Genomic DNA, 2,725 nt, shown 5'->3' with positions numbered 1-2,725 from the left:
CGTGGCGCACCGGGTCGCAGAAATACACTGGAATACCCGTGCGGACAGTGAACTCGGCGTGCCGCGCCATCTCCTTGCCCTGGTCCCACGTGACGGAGTTACGCATGAACTCTGGCAGCGTCTCCATCTTCTTCGCCAGCAGGTGGGCGACCTTGTCGGCGTTGCGGTCGTACGGGATACGCACCAGCATCACGAACCGTGTCCTGCGCTCGACCAGCGTCGCGATCTGCGACTTGTTCCCCTTCCCAATGATGAGGTCGCCGTCACCTTCCCAGAACCCGGGCACCGCGCGGTCCTCGGCCTCCTTCGGCCGGTCGCTGATGTTGACCATGCCGACGATCCCGCCCCTCGTCACAGTGCTACGCGACCGGTCCACCCGCCTGGCCCGGCCCCTGCGCAGGGCGATCTTCAGCTCCGCCCGCAGCTCGCCGCGGGCCTGCAGGTACAGGCACTCGTAGATCGTCTCGTGCGACACGCGTATGCCCTCGTCGTCGGGAAAGTCCTTCTTCAGCCTCTCACTGATCTGTTTCGGCGACCACTTCTCGACCAGGCCCGCGTTCACCGCATCGTGCAGCACCTTCGACGCCACGAGCTTGCGCTCCTTCGGCCGGCCACGCATCACGTCACAACGAACCTGCGCATCCATCGCCCGGTACGCCGCAGCGCCGCCGTTACGCTCGATCTCCCGGGAACCTCCCGGAAGATCATCGAATGATGACGGCCGAGCATCGCCGCGATATGCCGAGCCGAACAATCCTTGCTCAACTCGCGCGAGATGACCTCGCGCTCATCCGCTGTCAGCTTCCCCAGCCCACCCGTCCACCATCCAGCCTCTCGACGCCGTCACGATCATCCTATCGGGGCGTCGCTGCGACCGTTTGAATCCGCCAACCTGCCGCGGCTAGGCATACGCTCGATGAGCCATTGGATGAGCCCTGACGACCTTCGGAGGTTCGAGGTTGGTCACGAGCAGCCCTCAGGAGGTTGAGGATTTCGGGGCATGGCCGTGGCTGGGGAACGAGGCCAGGGCGGTGTCGACCATCGCGCGGAGGTCTTCTCGGGATACGCCGGTGGCGGCCTGGACGGAGATCCCGTAGGCGAAGGTGGCGACGTAGCGGGCCAGGGCCTCGGCGTCGGCGTCCGTAGGTAGGTCGCCTTCGGCCACGGCGCGGGCGAAGTGGTCGCGGATGGCGGCCTCGCCGGTGCGGCGCCATTCGATCAGTGCCTCGCGGGCGGTATCGCCGGGTCCGCCGGTGGCCAGGGCTCCCTGGACGCCGAGGCATCCGGCCGGGCGTTCGGGGATGGTGGTGGCCAGGGCGGCTCCGTTCAGGATGTGTTCCGCGGCGCCTCGTGCGGTCGGCTCCTCCAGGGCTCGGGCGACGTAGCCGGCCGGGCCGCTGGTGTAGCGGTCCAGGGCTTTGCGGAACAGGTCCTCCTTGTTGCCGAAGGCCGCGTACATGCTGGTGCGGGTGATGCCCATGGCTTCGGTGAGGTCGGCCAGCGAGGCGCCTTCGTATCCCTGGCGCCAGAAGACCTCCAGGGCCCGTTCCAGAGCCTGGTCGGCGTCGAAGGCGCGTGGGCGGCCGATGGCGCGTTCGGTGGAGCTCATGCCCCCACGATACCCGTTCCAGACCGAGCGGTACACAAGTCGCTCAGGCGTGCTACGGTTTCCTTCAGAACCGATCGGTACAGAAATAATCGCCGGTGAAGCGGCCTGTACTGGCATCCGAGCACGCACAGACGGGACAAGATCATGGGACAGTTCGACGGCAAGACGGCCATCGTCACCGGCGGCACGACCGGCATCGGGCTGGCGGTCGCCCGCCGCCTGGCCGACGAGGGCGCGCACGTGTTCGTCACCGGACGGCGCAAGCCGGAGCTGGACGCGGCGGTCGAGGCGATCGGCGCGAATGCGACCGGCGTGCAGGGCGACGTCTCGGACCTGGCTGACCTGGACCGGCTCTACGACGCGGTGCGCGGCGCGGGCCGCCGGGTGGACGTGCTGTTCGCCAACGCCGGCGGCGGCTCGTTCTCGACGCTGGAGCAGGTTACCGAGGAGCACTTCGACCAGACGTTCGGCATCAACGTCCGTGGGCTGCTTTTCACGGTGAAGAAGGCGCTGCCGCTGCTCAGCGACGGCGCCTCGGTGATCCTTCCCGCGTCCACGACCGCGACCACCGGCACCGAGGCGTTCGGCGTCTACGCCGCGTCCAAGGCCGCCGTCCGCTCCTTCGCCCGTACCTGGGCCAACGAGCTCAAGGGCCGCGGCATCCGGGTCAACGCCGTCACCCCCGGCCCGATCGACACCCCCGGAATCACCGGCCTGGCACCGGACGACGAGCAGGCCGCGCAGCTCAAGGGCTTTCTGGCCACCCAGGTCCCGCTCGGCCGGATGGGCCGCCCGGAGGAGATCGCCGACGCCGTGGTGTTCCTGGCCTCCGACCGCGCCAGCTTCATCACCGGGGCGAATCTCGACGTCGACGGCGGCATGAACCAGATCTGAGCCCGGCACCCCACCGCCTCATCCATCGAAGGGAAGCATGGGCCATGAACCTGGGACGAGCAGGGATCTGGAGCATCGAGCTGAGGATGGCCGACCCCGGCCAGATCAGCGAACAGGCCGCCGAACTCGACGAACTCGGCTGGGGAACCCTGTGGATTCCCGGCCTGGGCGGCGGCGACATCGTGGGCGACAGCGAACGGCTGCTGCGCGCCACCGGTACCG

At 68.3% G+C, this 2,725-nt stretch carries 4 protein-coding genes; 1 reads left to right on the top strand and 3 read right to left on the bottom strand.

The features are described 5' to 3' along the window. From U9980_RS27580 to U9980_RS27575, 3 genes are all read right to left on the bottom strand, one after another. Nucleotides 1–646, bottom strand: a 646-nt coding sequence (locus U9980_RS27580) for an IS30 family transposase (protein WP_416210416.1), incomplete at its 3' end; no start/stop codon positions are given. Further along, nucleotides 619–765 (bottom strand): helix-turn-helix domain-containing protein, encoded by a 147-nt coding sequence (locus U9980_RS28845; RefSeq protein WP_416210415.1) that lies wholly within the window; start codon nt 763–765, stop codon nt 619–621. The genes U9980_RS27580 and U9980_RS28845, both read right to left, overlap by 28 nt. 211 nt (nt 766–976) lie before the next feature. Continuing rightward, the gene (locus tag U9980_RS27575) at nt 977–1,609 is read right to left on the bottom strand and encodes a TetR/AcrR family transcriptional regulator (protein WP_322770605.1); all 633 of its coding nucleotides are present in this window, start codon (nt 1,607–1,609) and stop codon (nt 977–979) included. Between the two features lie 144 nt (nt 1,610–1,753). On the opposite strand from U9980_RS27575, the gene U9980_RS27570 reads away from it, so the two are divergent. Further along, nucleotides 1,754–2,503 (top strand): glucose 1-dehydrogenase, encoded by a 750-nt coding sequence (locus U9980_RS27570; RefSeq protein ID WP_322770604.1) that lies wholly within the window; start codon nt 1,754–1,756, stop codon nt 2,501–2,503. Nucleotides 2,504–2,725: the final 222 nt, after the last annotated feature.

The organism is Protofrankia sp. Cr1 (assembly GCF_963555865.1).
Lineage (GTDB): Bacteria > Actinomycetota > Actinomycetes > Frankiales > Frankiaceae > Protofrankia.
Note: the sequence above shows the minus strand (reverse complement) of the source record. Positions and strands in the feature narration are given on the sequence as shown.

Coding starts and splice junctions, on each gene's coding strand:
- U9980_RS27575 (WP_322770605.1), bottom strand. CDS start 1,609: ATGAGCTCCACCGAACGCGCCATCGGCCGCCCACGCGCCTTCGACGCC.
- U9980_RS27570 (WP_322770604.1), top strand. CDS start 1,754: ATGGGACAGTTCGACGGCAAGACGGCCATCGTCACCGGCGGCACGACC.